The organism is Achromobacter sp. EG18 (genome assembly GCF_059759395.1).
The window spans coordinates 3,073,708-3,094,882 of the sequence record NZ_CM186213.1; the positions used below are offsets into that span (position 1 = coordinate 3,073,708).

The 21,175-nt window shown below is 69.4% G+C and carries 16 protein-coding genes and 1 other RNA gene; 5 read left to right on the plus strand and 12 right to left on the minus strand.

All coding sequences use genetic code 11. The features are described 5' to 3' along the window. Window positions 1–2: 2 nt before the first annotated feature. Window positions 3–1,157 carry a glutamine-hydrolyzing carbamoyl-phosphate synthase small subunit gene (carA, locus tag AC6CR5_RS13950; RefSeq protein ID WP_006385488.1) on the minus strand — a complete coding sequence of 385 codons (1,155 nt, stop codon included), beginning with the start codon at window positions 1,155–1,157 and terminating at the stop codon, window positions 3–5. 223 nt (window positions 1,158–1,380) lie between these two features. On the opposite strand from carA, the gene tal reads away from it, so the two are divergent. Beyond that, window positions 1,381–2,334 (plus strand): transaldolase, encoded by a 954-nt coding sequence (gene tal, locus AC6CR5_RS13955; RefSeq protein ID WP_006385489.1) that lies wholly within the window; start codon window positions 1,381–1,383, stop codon window positions 2,332–2,334. Window positions 2,335–2,375: 41 nt separating this feature from the next. Here the strand turns inward: tal and AC6CR5_RS13960 are convergent, their stop codons facing one another. Further along, window positions 2,376–2,903: a carboxymuconolactone decarboxylase family protein gene (locus AC6CR5_RS13960; RefSeq protein WP_172999842.1), complete on the minus strand. Its 528-nt coding sequence runs from the start codon at window positions 2,901–2,903 to the stop codon at window positions 2,376–2,378. Between the two features lie 166 nt (window positions 2,904–3,069). Between AC6CR5_RS13960 and AC6CR5_RS13965 the strand changes: the two genes are divergently transcribed. Genes AC6CR5_RS13965 through AC6CR5_RS13980 form a run of 4 tightly spaced genes read left to right on the plus strand, consistent with a single transcriptional unit; the run spans window position 3,070 to window position 6,869 of the window. Then, window positions 3,070–5,277, plus strand: coding sequence for an ATP-binding protein (locus AC6CR5_RS13965; protein ID WP_020926776.1), 2,208 nt, complete (start codon window positions 3,070–3,072; stop codon window positions 5,275–5,277). Further along, on the plus strand, window positions 5,274–5,639 hold the full coding sequence (locus tag AC6CR5_RS13970) for a response regulator (protein WP_020926775.1): 366 nt from the start codon (window positions 5,274–5,276) through the stop codon (window positions 5,637–5,639). The genes AC6CR5_RS13965 and AC6CR5_RS13970 overlap by 4 nt, the downstream gene beginning before the upstream one ends. A gap of 7 nt (window positions 5,640–5,646) precedes the next feature. After that, window positions 5,647–6,297, plus strand: a complete 651-nt coding sequence (locus AC6CR5_RS13975) for a hypothetical protein (RefSeq protein ID WP_020926774.1) — start codon at window positions 5,647–5,649, stop codon at window positions 6,295–6,297. After that, entirely contained in the window at window positions 6,294–6,869 is a 576-nt protein-coding gene (locus AC6CR5_RS13980) for a biliverdin-producing heme oxygenase (protein ID WP_020926773.1), read from the plus strand. Before AC6CR5_RS13975 ends, AC6CR5_RS13980 begins: the two co-directional genes overlap by 4 nt. A 42-nt stretch (window positions 6,870–6,911) precedes the next feature. Here AC6CR5_RS13980 and AC6CR5_RS13985 read toward each other — a convergent pair whose 3' ends face one another. From AC6CR5_RS13985 to AC6CR5_RS14030, 10 genes are all read right to left on the minus strand, one after another. Beyond that, window positions 6,912–7,706 carry an ABC transporter permease gene (locus AC6CR5_RS13985; RefSeq protein ID WP_020926772.1) on the minus strand — a complete coding sequence of 265 codons (795 nt, stop codon included), beginning with the start codon at window positions 7,704–7,706 and terminating at the stop codon, window positions 6,912–6,914. A 51-nt stretch (window positions 7,707–7,757) separates the two neighbouring features. Continuing rightward, the gene (locus AC6CR5_RS13990; protein ID WP_054446667.1) at window positions 7,758–8,570 is read right to left on the minus strand and encodes an ABC transporter ATP-binding protein; all 813 of its coding nucleotides are present in this window, start codon (window positions 8,568–8,570) and stop codon (window positions 7,758–7,760) included. Further along, window positions 8,563–9,603: an ABC transporter substrate-binding protein gene (locus AC6CR5_RS13995; RefSeq protein ID WP_498085717.1), complete on the minus strand. Its 1,041-nt coding sequence runs from the start codon at window positions 9,601–9,603 to the stop codon at window positions 8,563–8,565. The genes AC6CR5_RS13990 and AC6CR5_RS13995 overlap by 8 nt, the downstream gene beginning before the upstream one ends. Then, window positions 9,584–10,873 carry a CaiB/BaiF CoA transferase family protein gene (locus AC6CR5_RS14000; protein ID WP_047993224.1) on the minus strand — a complete coding sequence of 430 codons (1,290 nt, stop codon included), beginning with the start codon at window positions 10,871–10,873 and terminating at the stop codon, window positions 9,584–9,586. The genes AC6CR5_RS13995 and AC6CR5_RS14000 overlap by 20 nt, the downstream gene beginning before the upstream one ends. A 98-nt stretch (window positions 10,874–10,971) precedes the next feature. Then, a complete protein-coding gene (gene recR / locus AC6CR5_RS14005) occupies window positions 10,972–11,580 on the minus strand; it encodes a recombination mediator RecR (RefSeq protein ID WP_006385499.1) in 609 nt (202 codons plus the stop codon). Window positions 11,581–11,647: 67 nt separating this feature from the next. Further along, the gene (locus tag AC6CR5_RS14010; protein ID WP_006385500.1) at window positions 11,648–11,974 is read right to left on the minus strand and encodes a YbaB/EbfC family nucleoid-associated protein; all 327 of its coding nucleotides are present in this window, start codon (window positions 11,972–11,974) and stop codon (window positions 11,648–11,650) included. 45 nt (window positions 11,975–12,019) lie between these two features. After that, window positions 12,020–14,302: a DNA polymerase III subunit gamma/tau gene (gene dnaX, locus AC6CR5_RS14015; RefSeq protein ID WP_047993225.1), complete on the minus strand. Its 2,283-nt coding sequence runs from the start codon at window positions 14,300–14,302 to the stop codon at window positions 12,020–12,022. Between the two features lie 121 nt (window positions 14,303–14,423). Beyond that, an RNA gene (ffs, locus tag AC6CR5_RS14020) (signal recognition particle sRNA small type) lies at window positions 14,424–14,521 on the minus strand. Between the two features lie 375 nt (window positions 14,522–14,896). After that, complete coding sequence (locus AC6CR5_RS14025; protein WP_498085718.1) at window positions 14,897–18,469, minus strand: UvrD-helicase domain-containing protein; 3,573 nt, start codon at window positions 18,467–18,469, stop codon at window positions 14,897–14,899. A 3-nt stretch (window positions 18,470–18,472) separates the two neighbouring features. Continuing rightward, the gene (locus AC6CR5_RS14030; RefSeq protein ID WP_498085719.1) at window positions 18,473–21,136 is read right to left on the minus strand and encodes a PD-(D/E)XK nuclease family protein; all 2,664 of its coding nucleotides are present in this window, start codon (window positions 21,134–21,136) and stop codon (window positions 18,473–18,475) included. Window positions 21,137–21,175: the final 39 nt, after the last annotated feature.

Below are 21,175 nucleotides of genomic sequence, written 5' to 3' on the forward strand. Positions count from 1 at the left end.
CTTTACTTTTGGCCGGACATCAGGCTGATGAACTTGTCGAACAGCTCCAGGATGTCGTGCGGACCGGGGCTGGCTTCGGGGTGGCCCTGGAAGCAGAAGGCCGGACGGTCGGTGAGCTCGAAGCCCTGCAGCGTGCCGTCGAACAGCGAGACGTGCGTGACGCGCGCATTGGCCGGCAGGCTGGCCGCGTCGACCGCGAAACCGTGGTTCTGGCTGGTGATGAACACGCGCTTGGACGCCAGGTCCTGCACCGGGTGGTTGGCGCCGTGGTGGCCGGTCTTCATCTTGAGCGTCTTGCCGCCGACGGCCAGGCCCATGATCTGGTGGCCCAGGCAGATGCCGAACACCGGCAGCTTCTTGTCCAGGAACACGCGGGTGGCGTCGATGGCGTAGTCGCAGGGCTCGGGGTCGCCGGGGCCGTTGGACAGGAACACGCCGTCGGGGTTGAGCTTGAGCACTTCCTCGGCGCTGGTCTGGGCCGGCACCAGCGTCAGGCGGCAGCCGCGGTCGGCCAGCAGGCGCAGGATGTTGGACTTGATGCCGAAGTCGTAGGCAACGACATGGAATTTGGACTGGTCGGGCTGGGTGTAGCCTTCGCCCAGCTGCCAGGTGCCCTGGGTCCAGGTGGTGCTGTCCTTGATGGAGACGACCTTGGCCAGGTCCTGGCCGGCCATGCCGGCAAAGCCGCGGGCCAGTTCGACGGCGCGGTCGGCGTCCGATCCGACGAAGATGCAGGCGCCCTGGGCGCCCTTTTCACGCAGGATGCGGGTCAGCTTGCGGGTATCGATGCCGGAAATGGCGACGATGCCCTGCTCGGACAGGTACTCGGGCAGCGATTGCGTGGAACGGAAGTTCGACACGCGGGCGGGACAGTCGCGCACCACCAGGCCGGCGGCGTAGACGCGGTTGGCTTCGACGTCCTCGGCGTTGACGCCGGTGTTGCCGATGTGCGGATAGGTCAGCGTGACGATCTGGCCGCTATAGCTGGGATCGGTGAGAATTTCCTGGTACCCGGTCATCGCGGTGTTGAACACCACTTCGGCGACGGTATGGCCAGGCGCACCGATCGACACGCCTCGAAAAATGGTACCGTCCGCCAGAGCCAGAATTGCAGGAGGGAAGCGGTTGATCCCCTCGGGAAAGAGTTGCGGCAGCACAGTAAACCCCGGTTTTAGAATCGATAATCAAACCTTGGAATTATACCTTGAGCGGGCGTTTTTCCCGGGGAACCGCGCCAAATAAGGCTGAGATCGGAGATTTCAGCCGCCGCGGCGGGCCGGCCGTGCCCCTCCTTTGCCATACCAACGGTGACAGCGCCGTCGGCGGCTCGGTGATACGCTAAAGCACCTTCAACCCCTGATGCTGCGAGCCGTATTGTCCATGTCCAGCCAACTTGACGCCCTGCGCAATCACACCACCGTTGTCGCCGACACCGGCGATTTCGAGGCAATGAAGGCGCTGCGTCCCACCGACGCCACCACAAATCCGTCCCTAATTTTGAAGGCCGTCCAGCAGGACGCCTACCGCCCGCTGCTCGAAAAGACCGCCCGCGACCACCGCGGCGCGCCCACCGCCGAGCTGATGGACCGGCTGCTGGTCGCCTTTGGCCGCGCCATCCTGGATATCGTGCCCGGCCGCGTCTCGACCGAAGTGGACGCGCGCCTGTCGTTCGACACCCGCGCCACCATCGAGCGCGCCCGCGCCCTGATCGCGCTGTACGAAGCCGCCGGCGTGCCGCGCGAGCGCGTGCTGATCAAGATCGCGTCCACCTGGGAAGGCATCCAGGCGGCCCGCGCGCTGCAAGCCGAGGGCGTGCGCTGCAACCTGACGCTGCTGTTCTCGCTGCCGCAGGCGGTGGCCTGCGCCGACGCCCAGGTGCAATTGATCTCGCCCTTCGTCGGCCGCATCTACGACTGGCACAAGAAGGCCGCCGGCGCCGCCTGGGTCGAAGCCGACCACGCCGGCGCGCGCGACCCCGGCGTGCAGTCGGTGACCCGCATCTATCACTATTACAAGCGTTTCGGCATCGCCACCGAGATCATGGGCGCGAGCTTTCGCAACGTCGGCCAGATCCTGGCGCTGTCGGGCTGCGACCTGCTGACCATCAGCCCCGAGCTGCTGACCCAGTTGTCGCAGACCGAGGGCGACGCGCCGGCGCAGTTGCGCGCCGATGCGGCGGGCGGCGATATCGCCCGCATCGCTTCGGGCGAAGTGGCCTTCCGCACCCAGCTCAACGACGACGCCATGGCCAGCGACAAGCTGGCCGAAGGCATCCGCGCCTTCGTGGCCGATGCCATCAAGCTGGACGCGCTGATCGAAGCGCAGCGCGCCTGAGACCGCCGGCACCGGCCCGGCGGCCACGGCCGGGCCGCGCTTCAGCGATGATCGTGCGAATGCACCTGCAGCGCTTCCAGGAAGCGTGACACCATGTTGTAGGCCGCCACGGTGGCGGTCAATTCCACGATCAGTTTTTCCGATCCCATGGCGGCGCGAGCCGCCTGGAACACCGGCTCGGGCACCTGCACATGGCGCGTCATGGCATCGGTGTAGGCAAGCACCGCGCGCTCGCGCTCGCTGAACAGGGTCGACGCCTCCCAGTCGGACAAGGCGTCCAGTTGGGCCTGCGACACGCCCTCTTTCAGCGCGATCGGCGCATGCTGGTCGGCCTCGTAGGGCGCGCCGTTGATCGCCGCCACCCGCATGATCACCAATTCGCGGATGTCGCCCGGCAGGGTCGACAACTGCCGGATCGAGGTCAGGTAGTTGAGCCAGCCGCCGGCCACGGCCGGGCTGTGCAGCAACATCTGGTACAAGTGCAGCACGCTGCCGCGCTCGGCGACGATACGGTCGACCAGGGGTCGCGCTTCGGGATGGGACAGATCGGCGTAGGGAAGACGCGCCATGGAAACTCCGGAATAATCCGGCCGCTTGCGCCAAACGGCCAGGGGGATGGTGGACGCCCAAAAAACGAGGCGGCGCGCGCCAAAATCCCCGACGCTGCATATGCACACATTCGCAAGAACTTTGACATAATGACAACACATTGCGCACCTCCAGGACAAGCCTAGAATGAATGCGCCAACCCAGTCCCATCCGCCTGTCACGCTCGCGAACTGCGACAGCGAACCGATTCACGTCCCGGGCGCGATCCAGCCCCTGGGCGCGTTGCTCGCCTTCGATGCCGCGGGCGTGTTGCGCTACGCCAGCGAAAACGCCCCGCAGGTGCTCGGGATGCCGGTCGCATTGGGCTATCGCTGCGATCCGGCTTCGCTGCCGCCGGGCCTGGCGCGGAACCTGCCGGGCTGGCTGTCCCAGGACGATCCCGTCTTCGATCCGCTCAGCATCTCGCTGGACGGGCACGCCTACGACGTCATCGCCCACCGCAACACCGACGACCTGACGCTGATCGAACTCGAGCGCCGCGGCAACGACGCCGGCATCGCCGATCCCGCGCTGATCTACCGCAGCATCGAGCGCGTGCGGGCGCAGCGCGACATCGCCGGCCTGCTGGAGCGCGCCGTCCAAGAGGTGCAACGCGCCACCGGCTTCGACCGCGTCATGGCCTATCGCTTCCATCCCGACGACAGCGGCGAGATCGTGGCCGAGCGGCGCGGCGATCCCGCGCTCGAAGACTGGGTCGGGCGCCGCTATCCCGCCGGCGACATTCCGGCCCAGGCGCGTCGCCTTTACACCGTGAATACTTTGCGCCAGATCGCCGACGGCCAGTACCAGCCGGTGCGGGTGCTGGCGCAGGACGGCATCGACGCACCGCTCGACATGAGCTTCTCGGTGCTGCGCAGCGTATCGCCGGTGCATCTGGAATACATGGCAAACATGGGCGTGCGCGCCACCATGAGCCTGTCGCTGGTGATCGGCGGCAGGCTCTGGGGCATGATCGCGTGCCACCACCATTCGCCGCGCCTGGTCCCCTACCCGGCCCGGCTGGCCTGCGAGGCGCTGACACAGGTGCTGTCCGCGGCGCTGGCGACCATCGAAGGCAACGACCGCGCCGCGCAAACACGGCGCAATGTCGCGCTGGTCAGCCGGTTGACCGAGCGCGCATCGGATTCCGAAAACATCCACCAGGCCCTTTCCGGCGGCCCGGAAACGCCCGCCTCGCTGATCGCCAACGACGCCGCGCTGTGCCTGTGGGGCAACAGCGTCACGGTGTTCGGGGGCATCGCGCCGCGCGGCGAACTTGCCGGCATCCTGTGCGCGCTGGACCAGAGCGGGCAACGTTTGGTCCACACCAACCACATCGCGCGCGACTATCCCGAGCTGCAGACCGACCTGGTGCCCTATGCGGGCCTGCTGGCGTGCAAGTTCGATCCCATGAACAACGGCTGGCTGATCTGGTTGCGGCGCGAACAGATCGAGACCGTGGTGTGGGGCGGCAAACCCGAAAAGCAATACGCGGTGGGCAACCTGGGGCCGCGCCTGACCCCGCGCGGCTCGTTCGAGGCCTGGCGCGAGGTCATGCGCGACACCAGCCCGCCGTGGCTGCCGGCCGAACTCGAGGCGGCCGACAACCTGCGCGACGAGCTGTCGCACATCGCCACCAGCCGCGCCGCCGATGTCGACCGCGCCCGCACCGCGCTGCTGGCGATGCTGGGCCATGACCTGCGCGATCCGCTGCAATCGATTTCCATGGCGGCCACGCTGCTTTCGCGGACCGACGCCGGCGCCCGCATGGGCGAACGCATCCGCTATTCCAGCGGGCGCATGCAGCGGCTGATCTCGCAGGTGCTGGATCTTTCCCGGCTGCAGGGCGGCATGGGGTTAGGCATCGAAAAGCGCGAATGCCGCCTGTCCGACCTCTTGAACGGCCTGATCGAGGAAAAGCGCCAGGCCTATCCCGGCCTGCTCATCGAGCCGGACGTGCACCCCGACCTGGTGCTGACGGCCGACACCGACCGCATCGCCCAGGTGGTCACCAACCTGATGAGCAACGCCCGCCAGCATGGCGCGCCGCGCATGCCGATCCACGTCAGCGCGATGCCGCGCGGCGACACCATCGAACTCACCGTGGCCAACCATGGCGCGCCGATCCCCGACGACGTCATGGCGCACCTGTTCTCACCCTTCAAGCCCGAATCCCTGGGCCATTCGCGCAACCGCAACGGCCTCGGGCTCGGCCTGTACATCGCCGAACAGGTGGTGCGCGACCACCAGGGCGAGATCGCCGTCGACTGCCGCGACGGCCTGGTCATTTTCACCGTTACCCTGCCGCGCGACCAGGATGCGCCGCAGGTCCCCGAATCTGGAGACATCCCTTGAACGACGAGCGCGCCCTACGCGTCCTGCTGGTTGACGACAATGAAATGGGCTCGGAACTGCTGGCCGAATTCCTGGCGCTGTCCGGCCTGGAGGCGCGCTGCGCGGGTACCGGCGAAGACGCGCTGCGGCAGGCCGCCACGTTCGCCCCCGAAGCGGTGCTGGTTGACATCCTGCTTCCCGACATGGACGGCTACGAGCTGGCCCGCCGGCTGCGCGAGCGCAATGTGTCATCGCGCATCTACGCCCTGAGCGGCCTGGCGCGGCATGAACGGCACGAAGACGCCTCCGCCCTGTTCGATGGCTGGATCGAAAAGCCTGCCGACCCCGATGCGCTGCTGACCGTGCTGCGCCAGGCGGGCTGACATCGCCATGCAAGTCGATATATCCGCCCAGGCGCTGGCCGCGCAAGGCGTACGGCTGAAGGTGCTGGCGCAGATATTCCCGGTGCTGCGCCACGAGGCCATCGCGCCGCTATCGAATGCCACCTTGGCGGCGGCCATGCTGAGCCACGCGCCTGAAGACGCGGATGCCGAGGCACGGCAGCAGCGCTGCGAACGGCTGGCCGGAGACCTCAACGACATGCTGGAAGACAGCGTCAGCGTGATCCGCGACCTGGACCAGTGGTTCAGCGACAACGGCGCGACGCTGCCGCTGGCGACGCTGCTCAAGGAATGCCGCAAGCTGCTGTTCTCGCAATTGATGTGGTCCAAGCGCCGGGTCCGCTGGCCCGAGGACCCGGGCGCGCTCGAACTGCCCGCTTTCACCAGCCGTTATCTGCTCATGGCCTGGCTGCTGTGCCTGGTGGCCTGGCTGCCTGAAGGCGCCGAAGTGGAGCTTGACACGGCCGACCCATCGGCATGGCATGCCCGCTTCACCGTGCCCGCGCAGGCGCCGGACGGAGCCGCGCTGTTCGACACGCGGGACATCGAATGGCTGGCCGCCGACTCAGGCTGGCGCTTCGAGCGGCAGCCGCAGAGTTGGTCGTTGCACCGCGCCGCCTCGGGCAAGGAACCCGCATGATCTCCCCGGTGCACCAATTCCTGCGCGATGGCACCCGCGACCGCCACGAGGCCCTGGATCAGGGACTGGCGCTGGCCGATGGCAACGTCAGTCCGGCCCGCTATGTGGCGTATCTGCGCGCCATGCTGGGCTGGCTTGAACCGGTGGAAAACCGGCTGTGGCAACTGGACTGGCCCGCCGCGCTGCGGGCCGAAGACAGGGACGGCAAGAGCGCGCTGATCCGCGCCGACCTGCGGGCGGCGGGCGACAGCGCGCCGGTTCCGCAATGCCCTGATGCGCCGCGCCCGCGGGCGGCCGACGCCTATGCGCTGGGCGTGGCGTACGTGGTGGAAGGTTCGCAACTGGGAGGACGCTTCCTGGCCAAGCGGCTCGAGACGCTGGCGCCGCCGCTGCCGCTAGGCTACCTGCGCGGCTACGGCGACGACGTCGGGCCGCTGTGGAAGGGGTTCCTGCTGCACCTGGACGAGGCGGCCCAAGGTCACGAAACGCAGGCGCTGCGTGGCGCGCAGGATGCCTTCGACAGCCTGGCCGCCTGGCTGCGCGAACAGCGTGCCCTGCGGGCTGCAGGCTAGCGGCCCCCCCGGGACCAGCCCGCGCGGCAGACCGGAAGCGGCTCAGATCTTTTCTGTTTCGCCCGACTTCGGCTGCCACTTCATCAGGCGCTTTTCACCGATCCCGACAATGTAGTCGAGTACCAGCGCGAACGCCGTCAGCACCACGATGCCCGCGAAAACCGTATTGACGTCGAAGGTGCCTTCGGCCTGCAGGATCAGGTAGCCGACCCCGCTGGCCGAGCCCAGGTATTCCCCGACCACCGCGCCGACGAAGGCCAGGCCCACCGAGGTGTGCAGGCTCGAGAACACCCAGCTTGTGGCCGACGGCAGATAGACGTGGCGCAGCAACTGGCGCTGGCGCGCGCCCAGCATGCGGGCGTTGTCCAGCAGGGTCGGGCTGACCTCGCGCACGCCCTGGTAGACGTTGAAGAAGACGATGAAGAACACCAGCGTCACCGCCAGCGCCACCTTGGACCAGATGCCAAGCCCGAACCACATGCCGAAGATCGGCGCCAGGATCACGCGCGGCATCGAATTGGCCGCCTTGATGTAGGGATCGAGAATCGCGCTGGCGCGTGGCGAAAGCCCCAGCCACAGGCCGAAGGCCAGGCCGGCGATGGTGCCGATGAAGAAGGCCAGCACGGTTTCGGTCAGCGTGACCCACAGGTGGGTGTAGATGTCGGCGTTGGTGACGAACCAGGCCCAGATGCGGCCCCACACCTTGAGGGGTTCGCCGAAGAAGAACGCCACCTTGGGATCGCGCGAGGCAAAGTGCCACACGCCCAGGATGACGACCAGCAGCAGCAACTGCCAGAAGCGCAGGCTGGCGGAGCCTGGTTTGAACGACTTGGACATGGTCAGGGCCTGTTCATGGGGAAGCGGGCGTGGCCGGGATCAGGCACGGCCTCAGGCCCGCTTCTGTTGTTGGGCGTAGCCCTTGAGCACTTCCTCGCGCAGCACGGCCCAGATGGCCGCGTGCAGTTCGACGAAGCGCAGGTTGTTGCGCACCTCGGCCACGTCGCGCGGACGCGGCAGGTCGATGGCGAATTCGCCGATCGGATGCGTGCCCGGCCCGGCCGACAGCACCACCACGCGGTCGCTCATGGCGATGGCTTCATCCAGGTCATGGGTGATGAACAGCACCGCCTTGCGCTTGGCCATCCACAGGTCCAGGACCTCGTTTTCCATCAGCTGGCGCGTCTGGATGTCGAGCGCCGAGAACGGCTCGTCCATCAGGATGATGTCGGGATCGCGGATCAGCGTCTGCGCCAGCATGGCGCGCTTGCGCATGCCGCCGGACATCTGATGCGGATAGCGGCTCTCGAAGCCGCCCAGGCCGACGCGGCGCATCCAGTCGCGGCCGCGCTCGAGGGCCTCGACACGCGGCACGCCGGCGAAATCCAGCCCGGCCACCACGTTGTCGAGCGCGCTGCGCCAGGGCAGCAGCGCCTCGCCCTGGAACATGTAGCCAGCACGCGAATTGATGCCCGACAGCGGCTGGCCGAACACTTTGACCTGCCCCGACGACGGCGCCAGCAGGCCGGCGCTGACGTTGAGCAGGGTGGACTTGCCGCAGCCCGTCGGCCCCACCACCGACACGAACTCGCCCGGCGCGATGGCCAGGCTGGTGTCGCTGACGGCGGTGTAGCGCTGCGAGCGGTCGTCGCGGGAGACGAAGGTGCAGCTGATGTTTTCCAGCGAAAGCGCGGCTTCAGCCATTGGGGTACTTCTCGTTGGCGCGGCGCGCGAAGTCGTTGGTCCAGACCTTGGACGGATCGATCTTGGCGCCGTCGAAATCCGCCTGGTACGCGGCCAGGGCCTTGAGCGCGGTGGCGGCGCCGTCCTCGGGGATCAGGCCGTCAGGCGACAGGCCTTCGAGGCTCTTGCCGATGGCGGCCTTGTACACCGCCGGGTCGCCCAGCAGGTAGGTCTCGGGCACGACCTTGGCGATCTCGTCCGGGCCTGCCTTCTGGATCCACTTGTCGGCGCGCACCATGGCGTTGGTGAGCGCCTGCACGGTATTGGGATTGGCGTCGATGAACGCCTGCGGCGCATACAGGCAGCCCGCGGGCATGTTGCCGCCGAAGATGTCCTGCGTGTCCTTGAGCGTGCGGGTGTCGACGATGATCTGGATGTCGCCCGGCATTTCCAGCATCGACACCACCGGGTCGGTGTTGGAGATGGCGTCGATCTGGCCGCTGTGCAGCGCGGTCACCGCGCCGGCGCCGGCGCCCACGCCGATGATCGACACGTCCGAAGCCTTCAGGCCGTGCTTGGCCAGGAAGAAGCTGACCACCATGTTGGTGGACGAGCCCGGCGCGGTCACGCCGATCTTCTTGCCCTTGAGGTCGGCGGGGCCCTTGTAATTGGGCAGGTTCTTCTTGGACACGCCCACGCCGATCATCGGTGCGCGGCCCTGCAGCACGAAGGCGCGGTAGGCCTGGCCCTTCGATTGCATCGACAGCGTGTGCTCGAAGGCGCCCGAGACCACGTCGGCGCTGCCGCCCACCACGGCCTGCAAGGCCTTGGAACCGCCGGCGAAGTCGGCGATGGAGACGTCCAGGCCCTCGTCCTTGAAGTAACCGCGCGCCTCGGCGATGGACAGCGGCAGGTAGTAGATCAGGGGTTTGCCGCCCACGGCGATCTGGACCTTGGTCTTCTCCAGCTTCTGGGCGCGCACGATGGCGGGGGCCATGCCCATGACGCCGGCGGCGCCGGCCATCTTGAGCAGATCACGACGTGTGACTGACATGTGTTGTCTCCTTGGGTGCGGGGATACCGATAGCGCCGGTCTGCGCCAGCTTGTCGATAGCCGCTGAATCATACCCCAGCGCTTTCAGGACTTCCTCGGTATGTTCCCCTAATGACGGACCGATCCAGCGGGTGCCGCCCGGGGTTTCCGAGAGCTTGGGCACCACCGCCGGCAGCTTGACCGGACTGCCGTCGGCGAAGTGGTGCTGTTCGATCATGCGGCGCGCCAGGAACTGCGGATCCGTGAACATGTCGGCCACGCTGTAGATCTTGCCGACCGGCACGTCGGCCGCCTTCAGGGTGTTGAGCGCCTCCTCGATGCCGCGGCCATCGCACCATTGCTGGATGGCGCCATCGATCTCGGCGACGCGGCGGGCGCGGCCGTCGTTGCGCACCAGGTCCGGATCCGAGGCCAGGTCGTCGCGGCCGATGGCCAGCATCAGGCGGTGGAAGATCGCATCGCCGTTGCCGGCGATGACGATGTTCTGGCCGTCGCGCGTGGTGTAGGTATTGGACGGCACGATGCCGGGCAACGCGCCGCCGGTGCGTTCGCGCACCACGCCGGCCACGTCATACTCGGGCACCAGGCTTTCCATCATGTTGAACACGGCCTCGTACAGGGCGACGTCGACCATCTGGCCCTGTCCCGCCTGGCACCCTTCGCCCTGCACGCCGTTCCAGCGGCCGCCGGTGGCGTCGCGGTGGCGCAGCGCCATCATCGCGCCGATCACGCCATGCAGCGCGGCGATCGAATCGCCGATCGAGATGCCGACCCGCAGCGGCGGGCGGTCCGGGTGGCCGGACACGTAGCGCAGGCCGCCCATGGATTCGCCGATGGCGCCGAAGCCCGGCTGGTCCTTCATCGGGCCGGTCTGGCCATAGCCGGACAGGCGCACCATGATCAGCGCCGGATTGATGGCGCGCAGCTGTTCATAGCCCAGGCCCCACTTCTCCAGCACGCCGGGACGGTAGTTCTCGACCACCACGTCTGCGTCCAGCGCCAGCCTGCGGGCGATTTCACGGGCCTCGGGATGCTTGAGGTTGAGCGCGATGGATTGCTTGTTGCGGGCCTGCACGGTCCACCACAGCGAATTGCCTTCGTGCAGGTGGCGCCAGCTGCGAATGGGGTCGCCGCCGCCGGTCCCGTCGGGGCCGTGCGGCGTTTCCACCTTGATGACGTCGGCGCCGAATTCGCCGAAGATGCGCGCGGCGAACGGGCCGGCGATGAGCGTGCCGAGTTCCAGGACCTTCAGGCCGGTCAGGGCTGACATGTTGGTTGTCTTCCTCTCGTGGAGGCCGCGCCGGCGCGGGGCGGGCCGTTTTTCCAATGCTCGCCGGTACATTGCCGGCGCGCTATTGTGGGGGCGTGTCAGGTGGTCTTGCGCTCCATCAGCGCCCAGGCGATGGTGCCGGCGTCCACGTATTCCAATTCGCTGCCCGCCGGCACGCCGCGCGCCAGGCGCGTGACCCGCAGGCCGCGCTCGCCCAGGGCCTCGCCCAGGAAGTGCGCGGTGGTCTCGCCTTCGGCGGTGAAGTTGGTGGCCAGGATGACCTCCTGCACCACGCCGTCGGTAGCACGGCGGATGACTCGGTCGAAATCGAGTTCGCGCGGGCCGATGCCCTCCAGCGGCGCCACCCGACCCATCAGCACGTAGTACAAGCCGCGGTAGCCGTGGCTGGACTCGATCATGTTCTGATCGGCCGGCGTCTCGACGATGCACAGCAGCGAGGGATCGCGCTTGGGATTGGCGCAGGTCGCGCACACATCCTCTTCGGCGAAGCTGTTGCAGCGCGAGCAATGGCGCAGATCGCGCACCGCGCCCGCCAGCGCGCGTCCGAGCATATCGGCGCCCTGGGGATCGTGCTGCAACAGGTGATAGGCCATGCGTCGCGCGGAACGCACACCCACGCCGGGCAGGCGCCGCAGCGCCTCGATCAGCGAGACCAGCGGTTCGGGTTCGGGCAGTAGAGGGTCCATGACACGACGGCAACTTGCGGACGGCAAAGGCCGCGCCGCCCGGGGCGGCGGCGGCCGGAACGTTCGATCAGAACGGCAGCTTCATGCCCGGGGGCAGCGGCATGCCGGCGGTGACGGACGCCATCTTTTCCTGGGAGGTGGCCTCGGCCTTGCGCAGCGCGTCGTTGAAGGCGGCGGCGACCAGGTCTTCCAGCATGTCCTTGTCGTCGGCCAGCAGCGACGGATCGATCTCGACGCGCTTGACGTCGTGGCGGCAGGTCATGGTGACCTTGACCAGGCCGCCGCCGGAGGCGCCTTCGACCTGGATCTCGGCCAGCGCGTCCTGCGCCTTCTTCATGTTTTCCTGCATCTGCTGCGCCTGGCGCATCAGGCCGGCCAGTTGTCCTTTCATCATGATGGAGCTTCCTTGAACGAGGGAATGTAGGGATTTGCCGGCGCGTTACGCGGCGGCGGAAGGAGAGTCGACATGGCGGATCGAACCGGCCACGACATGGGCGCCGAAGTCCGCCACCAGCGCCTGCACGAAGGGATCGACGGCGACCGCGTCCTCGGCGGCCTGCTGGCGCGCCGCGCGTTCGGCCTGGGCCACGGCGTGGGCCGTGGCTTCACCGACCGCGCCGACGTCCACGTCCAGCCGGATGCCCTGGCCGAAGTGTTCGCACAGCACCGTCTGCAGGCGCACGCGGCTTTCGCTTTCGGCCAGCGTCTTGACGGCCACGCGCAGGATGATGGCATCGCCCTGCACGCCGGCCCATTCGCTCTGGCGCGCCAGTTCGGCGGCCAGGCCGGTGACCGGCAGGCGCGCGGCCAGTTCGGGCCAGGCGGCGGAGGTCATGTCGGCCAGGCGCGCGCGCGACTGGCGCTTGCGGGCCGGGGCCGGGCCTTCGCGCCGGGCCGGCGCCGCGGAAGGCGCGGGCGCGGACGATGGCGCGCTGGCCAGCGTTTCGAAATCGTCGTCGGGGTCGGACGTGAAGCCGCCGTCGGGCGCGAAGCCAGCATCAGGCACGAAGCCGCCTTCGGCCTCGAACGGGATTTCCTCATCGACCCAGGACGGCGGACCGTCGTCATCGGCGGCCGGCGCGACCGCGGCGGCCGCGGGCGTCACGGCCAGCGGGGCCGACTTGGCGGGCACCGGGGCCGCGGAGACGGCAGGAGTGTCCGTGGCGGGGGCATGCGGGGCGGGCGCTTGCGCGACGGCGGGAGCGGCGCTGGGCGATGCCGTCTTGGCCGGAGCGCCTGCGGCTGCGGCATTCGCGGGGGACGCCGGCTGGGCAGTGGCTGCGGCGGCCTGGGCGGCATCCGCGGCGGCGGGAGCGTCTTCCCAAGGCGGCACGCTGGCAGCGGCCGGCTGGGCGGGCGCGACAGGTGCGGTGACAGGCGCCGCGGCCATCGGCGCAGGCGCGGCGGCCGGAACCGGCGCGACGTTCGCTTGCGGCGCGCTCACAGGCACGGATGGCGCGGGCGTCGCCGCCACGGGCGCCGGCGCGGGTGCCGCCGGTTGCGCCGCCGGCGCGGGCCGTTCCACCGCAGGAGCGGTGGCGACCGGCGCTGCCTGCGGCGGCTGCGCGGCGGCCACGGCGGGTTCGGCTGTCTGGCGGGCCGGCGTGGCAGGCGCCTCGATGGCGGTCTGCGGACCGGCGTCACCGTTGAGCGCCAGCATGCGCAGGCACGCCATGATGAAACCGGCGTACTCGTCCGGCGCCAGCGTCAGTTCGCCGCGGCTGTGCACCGCCACCGAGTAGAACAGTTGCACCGCGTCGGGATGCAGGGTCTGCGCCAGGCGGGCGATGTCGGCCACCAGCGGGTCCTCGGCCGGCGTCACGCCGGACACGCGTTGCTCGATGGCGACGCGTGACAGCAGCACCGCCAGGTCGGCCAGCGCGCCGGCGTACGACAGGCCGCGCGTGGCGAGTTCGTCGGCCACCGCCAGCACGCCCTTGGCGTCGCCGGTGGACAGCGCGTCCAGCAGGCGCACCAGGTGGCGCTGGTCGATGGTGCCGAGCATGCCGCGCACGGCGTCTTCGGTCAGGTTGCCGGCGCTGTAGGCGATGGCCTGGTCGGTCAGCGACAGCGCATCGCGCATGGAACCCGACGCGGCCTGGCCGATCAGGCGCAGGGCCGGCACTTCGAAGCCGACCTGCTCTTCGCCCAGCACCGCCTGCAGGTGGCCCACGATGGAGTCGGCCGGCATCTGCTTCAGATTGAATTGCAGGCAGCGCGACAGCACCGTGACCGGGATCTTCTGCGGGTCGGTGGTGGCGAGGATGAATTTGACGTGCGGCGGCGGCTCTTCCAGCGTCTTGAGCATCGCGTTGAACGCGTGCCCGGTGAGCATGTGCACTTCGTCGATCATGTAGACCTTGAAGCGGCCCGCGCCCGGCGCGTAGACGGCCTGCTCCAGCAGCTGGGTCATTTCCTCGACGCCGCGGTTCGAGGCCGCGTCCAGTTCGAGGTAGTCGACGAAACGGCCGGCATCGATCTCGGTGCAGGCGCGACAGACGCCGCAGGGCTTGGAGGTGATGCCGGTTTCGCAGTTGAGCGATTTGGCCAGGATGCGCGACAGCGTGGTCTTGCCGACGCCGCGGGTGCCGGTGAACAGCCAGGCGTGATGCAGGCGCTGGGTGTCGAGCGCATGCGTCAGCGCGCGCACCACGTGATCCTGTCCCACGAGGGTATCGAACGATCGCGGCCGCCACTTGCGGGCCAGTACCAGATAAGTCATGGCGGGATTGTAGAGCCTTTGCAAGAGCCTATGCGATTGCCGGCGCGAAATGCAAAGGGGACGGAATCATCTTCCGGGGAAATCCCCTTGGAAAACAACCCCGTCCCCTTTGCGAAAACCGGTTGGCGAGCCTTACTCCGGCACTGACCCTAAACGACTATGGCTGCTTCGTTCCCGACCTGACCAGGTTCACCGTCGAACCATGCGAAGGGGCCCGCCAAGCAAGATTCTAGCAGAGCTTCGCGTTGCTCGCTCGGCTAGCCTCTTGCTTGGCGGGCCCCGAGGGGCTGTATGTGCGCCCCCTCCCCGGCCCTCCCCCCGAGGGGGAGGGAGGAAGACTTTGCTTCGCTTGTCTTGGGGGCTCGCTTCGCTTTGCCTTGCTTTACCCTGCTTTGCCTTGGCGGGGTTATAGGTCTATCAGGCTCGGGCGCGAGGGAAGCGGAGCTTCGCGTTGCTCGCTCGGCTAGCCTCTTGCTTGGCGGGCCTCGGGGGGCAGTGTGTGTGTGCCCCCTCCACGGCCCTCCCCTCTAGGGGAGGGAGAAGACTTTGCTTCGCTTGTCTTGGGGGCTCGCTTCGCTTTGCCTTGCTTCTTTTTTATAGGTCGATCCAAGCGCGGGCGCGGGGGAAGTAGAGGGCGGCGCGGGCTTTGCGGCCGTCCAGGGCGGTGACTTGGGCGCAGTAGCGCAGGAGTTGGTCGCCGTGGCGTTGGCGCATGCGTTGGGCGAAGGCGGCGGGGGATTCGTTGGGTTGGGGACGGCCTGTTTTGTAGTCGACGATCAGCCAGCCGTCTTCGGTGCTCAGGGCCAGGTCGATGACGGAGACCTTGCCGGCGGCGTCGATGAGCGGCCATTCGCGGCGGGCGCCGGATTGGGACAGGAGCCAGAGGCCACGGTCGTCGGCCAGAGTGGACTGGAGGGTATCCAGGACGGCTTCGACAGCGGTATCGGCCTGGCTGGCCGGGATGCCGGCGCGGGTCAGTTGACGGCGCATGGCGGGCAGGCGGTGGGCCAGGGCCTCGGCTGGCCAGGCGGCGATGCCGTCCTGGCCGATGCGGGCCAGCCAGGCGTGGGCCAAGGTGCCGATGGCGGCGTCGTAGCCGGATTCGAGTTGCCAGGCGGGATGCTCGGCGCTGTCGCCCCAGGCGCCGCGCGCGGCCGCGGCGAAGCCGGGGCTGATGGCGATATCGGCCTGGCGCGCCAGTTGCGCCAGGCCGTCGCGATGCACGCGGCGCAGGGGCTCGCCTTGCCATTCAGGGCCGTCGTCGCGGGGTTCGGCGCTATCGCCGTCCGTCGCGGGCGGCACGGGTGTTGTCAGGCAGGGCCAGAGGCGGCCCAGCAGGCTGGCGGAGGACGGTGTCTTGGCCTGGCCGGTGGCTTCGTCGATGGCGACGTGGCCAACCAGATGCAGGCGCTTGCGGGCGCGGGTGGCGGCCACGTACAGCAGGCGGTCGATTTCGTAGGAAGCTCGGCGCGCCTCGCGCGCGCCGAGGTAGCGCGACACGGGGTCGGCCTCGGTCTCGGCGCGCGGCTTGACCGGGCCGAACAGCACCCGCCCGCCGCTTTGCTCGAAGCGCACCAGCGGCGGCTGGTCGCCGCGCGGAGCGCGATGCAGGCCGTAAAGGATGACGGTTTCGAACTGCAGGCCCTTGGACTTGTGCATGGTCATGATCTCGACGGCGGCCTCTTCGTCGGCCGCATCCGGCGCCGCGAACAGCCGCGCGATGCCGGCGTCCAGCGCGGCCGGATCGATGGCGCCGTGCGGCGCCAGGCGCTCGACCAGCTGGAACAGGCTTTCGGCGTCATTGGCCACCGACGGCCCGCTGTAGAGCGCGGGACCGCCCAGGCGGCGCCACAGCGTCTCGATCCAGGCCGCGAACGGCATGGCGCCCGAGGCGTTGCGCGAGTCCAGCAGCACCGCCGCCACCTGCCGCAGGCGGGCGTATTCATCGGGATGCAGCAAAGCCTCGGCCGAAAGCCGCGCGCCGGCATCGTCCGGCGGCAACGCCGCGCCTGTTTGCCGGGTCGTCCCGGCCGGATCGCCAGGCGGCGTCGGCGACGCGGCATCATCGAATAACGCCCCCTGTGCCGGATTCTCGGTGTCGTCGAACAGCGAGCCCTGCCGCGACGCGGCTGGGGCCGTGGCCGAGACGGCCCGCACCGGCGGGGAGTCGGCGGGCCGGGCCGGCGCGGGGCGCAACAACCGCTCCAGCAGCACCGGCACCGGCGTGAAGTGGTCGGCGCCGAACAGGCGCTGCAACGATTCCAGCGTCAGGCCGCAGAACGGCGCCCGCAGCACCGACAGCCAGGCCAGCCGGTCGCCCGGGTGGGACAGCGCCCGAACCAACTGCACCAGGTCCGCCACCACCGGCCGCAACGCCAGCGGCACCAAGTCCACCGCGCGGCAGCGGATGCCCTCCTGCGCCAGCCGGCGCGTGAGGTTGCCAAGGTGGCTGCGGGCCCGCACCAGGATGGCGACCGGATGCTTGCTGCCCGCGTGGTCTGCCAACGCCTGGCGCACCAGGCCGACCGCGATATTCTCGGCCTGCTCCTCCGCCGGAACGCCGCCGCCGCGCGACCAGGCGGGATGAAAGCGCACCGCCGGATCCGGCAGGGTCTCGTGGAACGCGCTGGACGGGCTGTACTTGATGGCGCCCGCGGCGGCGTCGCTGCGCTTGGGCAGCAATTGCGCGAACGATTCGTTGACCCAGTCGACGATGCCCGCCTGCGAACGGAAATTGTCGGTGAGGTTGAGAAAGCCGGGCTGGAGTTCCCCCACGCCCCGCTGCGCCACTTCCAGGAACAGGCCCACTTCCGCCTTGCGGAAACGGTAGATCGACTGCATCGGGTCGCCCACCAGGAACAACGTGCGGCCATCTCCCGCCTGCCAGCCGGAGGTCAACGTTTTCAACAGATCCAGCTGCGTCTGGCTGGTGTCCTGGAATTCGTCGATCAGCAGATGGCGGATGGACGCATCCAGCTTGAGCAGCAGTTCGCCGGGATCGTCGGCGCTGCCCAGCGCCGCGGCGGCGCGTTGCGAGATCTCGATGAAATCGACCTCGCCGGTGTCGGCGAAGCGCAGCCGCAGCTGCGCCACGGCCAGCGCCAGCGTCATCAGCTGCGCGCCCAGCACTTCCCACTGGGCATCGCTCAATCGCGGCGCGGGGATATCGCGCACGGCAGCCAGGCGCCGCACCCACGGGGCGTCGCCATCGGCGCTCTCGAGCCAGGCGACGAAGGGTTCCTTATGCGCGCACTTGGCGGGAAAGCCCAGGTTCTTGTTGACGGTCTTGCGCAGCGACCCGGTGCCGGTCAGCAGCAGATGGGCCACGGCGCGCCACTGGTCCAGCGCCTCGGCGTCGGCCGGCAGTTCGTCGGTCCAGTCGCGCAGCGGCGCCAGCCGGTCGTCTTCGCCGCCGTCCTGCAACTGGGCCGCGGCCAGCCGCGCGGGACCGCACAGCGCTTCGGCCCAGCCAAGCGGCATGGCCTCGCACAGCGCGTCCAGGTCCTCGCCGATGGCTTCGGCCAGCGTTTCTTCCAGGGCCTCGCGGTCGGAGCCGTGGCGCAGCAGCGGCAGCCACTGGTCGCGCTGGCCGAGCATGTCGGCGATGGCGTCCTTGGCGGCCTGCACGTCCACGTCCATGTGCTGCAACAGGATGCGCACCGCGTCGTAGTCGTCCGCCAGGTCGAGCGTGGCGCGGGCCGCGGCCTCGTAATGCGCGCGCGCGTCGTCGGTGATCTCGGGCATGCCGCCCAGTTCGGACAGCCACGGCATGCTGCGCACCAGGCCGGCGCAGAACGAGTCGATGGTGCGGATGGCCAGGCGCGCGGGGTGGTCCAGCAGATGCCACTGCTGCGCGTCGTTGCGCGCCAGCGCGGCGCGCGCCAGGTCCCAGCTGCGGCGTTCGTGCGCGGCCTCGGGCGGCGCGTCCAGCCCGCGGCGCAGCTTGCTGAGCACACGCGCATGCATCTCGGACGCGGCCTTGCGCGTGAAGGTGATGGCGACGATTTCCTCGGGGCGGTCGACGGTGGCCAGCAGCGCCAGGATGCGGTCGGTCAGCAGCTCGGTCTTGCCGGAGCCGGCGGGAGCCTGCACCAGGAACGAGCGGGCAGGGTCCAGCGCGGCCGCGCGCGCGGCGTGGTCCTGGGGCTGGCGTTCGACATCGGCCATGGCTCAGGCGTCCTCATCGTCCAGGTGCAAGCGCAGGAACGGCAGCGCATCACAGTATTTCAGGTCGTCGCGGCGATAGGCGACGTTGGCGGCGTAGCCCGCCACGTATTCATCGGCCAGCGACTCGATCGCGGCGCGCCAGCGCTGGCGGATCTCGGGCCAGGACAAGCCATCGAAATACTTGCTCTCGGCGGCCAGCGTCACGCCTTCCATGCCCAGGTCTTCGTCGGCCAGTCCCTGCGCCGCCACCTGGCGCGCGTGGATCTGGGCCAGCACCAGGCCGGCCACCTCGCCGCCGGCGGCATCGGCCAGCACCGAGGCATAGAACGGCAGCTGCACGTTGACGGGGCGGCTGCGCGACCAATCCGGCTCGGGCTTGGCGGCGGCCACCCCGGTCTTGTAGTCGACGATGACGTTGCGGCCATCGGCCAGCGTGTCGATGCGGTCCAGCCGCAGCTTCAGGTGCAGCGCGCCATGGCGCCATTGGTGGTTTTTCTCGACCTGCGCCACCGCGAACGGCAGGCGTTGCGCCTCCATGTCGAGCCACGCCGCCAGCACCGTCCTGGCGCGCGCGCATTCCAGCGCCTTCAGGGCCGGCGCGTATTCCTGGAGTTCCTCGTCCGCCGCCTGCGCCACCGCCTGTTCCAGCAGCGCCGGCAGGCGCCCCGCTGCCAGCGTTTCGTGCAGGGCCTCCTGGTCGGGCAGCATGCCCCACACCAGCTCGAGCGCCTTGTGCAGGAACTGGCCGCGCACGTTCACCGTGGCCGCGTCGGCATAGGGCGCCAGCTCGCGCCCGCCCAGCCGATGCCGCACGAAGGCCCACAAGGGGTTGCGCGCCTGCGTGTCGAGCACGTCCAGGCCGCCGCCGCCGCGGTCATCGGCCGCCAGCGGCGGTCCGCGCATATCGTCCAGCGATTCCTGCGGCAGGGCGGCCACGGCCGCGACCGGCGCCGGCCGCCAGTCGGTGGGGGCAGCAGCGGCGATCAGCGGCGACGGCCGCAGTTCGCGTTCGCCGTCCATGTGCGCATGGCTGACGATCACCTGTGGCGCGCAACGGCACAACGCCGCGTAGATGCCCTCGGCCCATTCGCGTTCGCGTTCGGGCGTGGCGCGCGGCGCCTTGGCCTGGCGCAGCACCGCCAGGGGCAGCAACGGATTCGGCTTGGGCGAGGCAGGCAGCACGTCGTCGGTCAGGCCCAGTATCCAGATACCGTCCCAGAAGCCGCCTTCGGCTTCCAGCAGGCCCAGCACGTCGAGCCGCGCCGAGGGATCGCGCTGCGGCTGGAACGAAGCCGAGCGCGCCACGCTCTGCAGCAGATTGACCGCCGCCACGCCGCCCAGCTTGCCGGCGGCGGGCGCCAGCGCGGAGAAACCGCCCAGGGCTTCTCCCAGCGCCCCCAGCGCCTGGTAGCCGACACTGTCCAGCACGCCTTCGCCGGGAAAGCCCAGCGCCGTCAACGCCGCTTTCATGCGCAGCATCCAGACGTCGCAAGACGCGCGGGCGCCACCGCGCGTCCAGATTTCCATGGCCTGGTCCCAGGCCTGCGCCAACGGCGGCAAGGCCGCCAGTTGCTTGCGCCACTCGGCCGCGCCGACATGGACCAGCCCGCGACGACGCCAGCGCGCGTCGATGGCGGCCAGGCGCGCGCGTTCGCTGACGTCGCCCGCGCAGTGCCCCGCCAGCAGGGCCGCGCCCAGCACCTCGACGGCGCAGCCCTTGCCGGCCGCGCATTCAGCCAGCGCCCGCAGCCAGGCCAGCGCCGCGCGCGCCATCGGCCATTCGTCGAGCGGGCGGCCCACGGCCACGTTGAAGGCGAATGCCGGCGCGCCATCGCGGCCGGCCAGCGCCTGGCTCAGGATGCGGCGCGCGAACGGCGACTCGGCCTCGAGCTGCGGCGAAACGATGGCGTAGCGGCCGGTGGGATGCTGCGCCAGCTGGCCCGCGGCCCATTCGGCCGCCGCGCGCCATTCGGCGCCGTGGTCGGCCGCCTCGAAGCGCCGCGGCGTGGCCGGCGCCCGCTGGGTATCGCGCCATTGCGCGATCAGGCAGCCCTGGTCTTCGAAGGCGCGCAGCAGGCGCCGGAAACGCGGCGACAGATCGGTGAAGCCGGCCAGCACCAGTTGCCCGGGAACGGCCAGCCGGCCGTCTTCGAGCGCCCGCAACACCCGCGCATAACCCTGGTTCGCGTCTTCGGCGTCGATGGCGGCCAGCGCCTTGCGGTAGCGCTGGCGCCAGCGGGCGAAGCCGCGGTACTCATCGGTATCGGCGCCGGACGGCACCTGCAGTGTCCATTCGTCCATCAGCAGGTCGGCGTCCATCGACAGGCGGGCGGCCTGGCTGGCGTCGAGCAGCACGCGCTCGGCTTCTTCGGCGCGGATGGCCTCGGTCCAGACCAGCTGCGTGGCGAAGCTGTCGAGGCGATAGGCCGGCACGTCCTCGTCGTCCTCGAACGCCAGTTCGTTGGCGGACTCGGCCAGCCAGGCGGACAGGGGCAGGATGCGCGGCAGTTCGCTGACCTGGCGTTCCTGGCGCAACAGCCCGGCCAGCTCGAGCGTGAGCCGGCGCGACAGGCGGTTGTTGACCGTCAGCACCAGCAGGTCGGCGGCGGGCATGGCGCCGATTTCGGGCAGGCTGAGGTCAGGATGGGAAAGCGGGTCGTCCTGCATGGAAAGGCGAAGAATCGTTCACCGCCGTAGGATACCGCG

Bases quoted from the DNA above. Each gene is read 5' to 3' on its own strand.
- AC6CR5_RS14025 (WP_498085718.1), bottom strand. From the start codon at position 18,469: ATGGCCGATGTCGAACGCCAGCCCCAGGACCACGCCGCGCGCGCGGCC.
- AC6CR5_RS13975 (WP_020926774.1), top strand. From the start codon at position 5,647: ATGCAAGTCGATATATCCGCCCAGGCGCTGGCCGCGCAAGGCGTACGG.
- AC6CR5_RS14010 (WP_006385500.1), bottom strand. From the start codon at position 11,974: ATGATGAAAGGACAACTGGCCGGCCTGATGCGCCAGGCGCAGCAGATG.
- dnaX (WP_047993225.1), bottom strand. From the start codon at position 14,302: ATGACTTATCTGGTACTGGCCCGCAAGTGGCGGCCGCGATCGTTCGAT.
- AC6CR5_RS13960 (WP_172999842.1), bottom strand. From the start codon at position 2,903: ATGGCGCGTCTTCCCTACGCCGATCTGTCCCATCCCGAAGCGCGACCC.
- recR (WP_006385499.1), bottom strand. From the start codon at position 11,580: ATGGACCCTCTACTGCCCGAACCCGAACCGCTGGTCTCGCTGATCGAG.
- AC6CR5_RS13980 (WP_020926773.1), top strand. From the start codon at position 6,294: ATGATCTCCCCGGTGCACCAATTCCTGCGCGATGGCACCCGCGACCGC.
- AC6CR5_RS13985 (WP_020926772.1), bottom strand. From the start codon at position 7,706: ATGTCCAAGTCGTTCAAACCAGGCTCCGCCAGCCTGCGCTTCTGGCAG.
- AC6CR5_RS14030 (WP_498085719.1), bottom strand. From the start codon at position 21,136: ATGCAGGACGACCCGCTTTCCCATCCTGACCTCAGCCTGCCCGAAATC.
- tal (WP_006385489.1), top strand. From the start codon at position 1,381: ATGTCCAGCCAACTTGACGCCCTGCGCAATCACACCACCGTTGTCGCC.
- AC6CR5_RS13965 (WP_020926776.1), top strand. From the start codon at position 3,070: ATGAATGCGCCAACCCAGTCCCATCCGCCTGTCACGCTCGCGAACTGC.
- AC6CR5_RS13995 (WP_498085717.1), bottom strand. From the start codon at position 9,603: ATGTCAGTCACACGTCGTGATCTGCTCAAGATGGCCGGCGCCGCCGGC.
- AC6CR5_RS13990 (WP_054446667.1), bottom strand. From the start codon at position 8,570: ATGGCTGAAGCCGCGCTTTCGCTGGAAAACATCAGCTGCACCTTCGTC.
- AC6CR5_RS14000 (WP_047993224.1), bottom strand. From the start codon at position 10,873: ATGTCAGCCCTGACCGGCCTGAAGGTCCTGGAACTCGGCACGCTCATC.